Origin of the sequence: Abyssisolibacter fermentans, from assembly GCF_001559865.1 — a bacterium.
GTDB classification, from domain to species: Bacteria; Bacillota; Clostridia; order Tissierellales; family MCWD3; genus Abyssisolibacter; species Abyssisolibacter fermentans.
On sequence record NZ_LOHE01000019.1, the window covers coordinates 1 to 676 of the forward strand.

Annotated in this window: 1 protein-coding gene; it reads right to left on the reverse strand. The window is 36.2% G+C overall.

Annotated elements, in window-relative coordinates:
• Nucleotides 1-119: 119 nt before the first annotated feature.
• A complete protein-coding gene (gene tnpA, locus AYC61_RS01170; RefSeq protein ID WP_066495577.1) occupies nucleotides 120-539 on the reverse strand; it encodes an IS200/IS605 family transposase in 420 nt (139 codons plus the stop codon).
• Nucleotides 540-676: the final 137 nt, after the last annotated feature.

A 676-nucleotide genomic window follows, 5' to 3' on the forward strand; every position in this document is an offset into this window, starting at 1 on the left:
AGTCATCGACCACCACTTCAAGTGGTGGTTTGATAATAGCCCTATAAGGGCTTTATTACTTGCACGCCTAAAAGGCGGGTATCACAAGCACTATTACCATCTGCCTCTATAAGAGGCTCTTATCTCCTTGTTTCTTCTTGCATAGCTTCGTTTTGTTGCTCTTGAATATACCTTTTTATAGCATCTTCAGTGATGTTTCCTATTGTTGATACATAATATCCTCTTGCCCAAAACGATCTGCTCCACTTACTTCCTTGATTAGGATGTTTGTCAAATATCATTAATGCACTTTTTCCCTTTAAATACCCTACAAATTCTGAAACACTAAATTTGGGTGGTATACTTACACACAAATGCACGTGGTCTTGACATACTGCTCCTTCTATTATTTCTACATTTTTGTATTCACACAACTTTTTAAGTATTTCTCTCACATCTGCTTTGACTTGTCCATACATCACTTTTCGTCTGTATTTTGGAATAAATACGATATGATATTGGCATTTCCATCTTGTATGTGATAAACTTGAATTGTCCATTTGGACCGCCTCCTATTTTTGATATTGGCTTGCGACACCATTATCATATTATCATAGGAGGCTTTTTTATAACATACGTAACACTACTGCTTACTCTATTCTCCCCAGCATAGCTGGGGGATTAATATTTTCATTTA

Coding starts and splice junctions, on each gene's coding strand:
- tnpA (WP_066495577.1), bottom strand. CDS start 539: ATGGACAATTCAAGTTTATCACATACAAGATGGAAATGCCAATATCAT.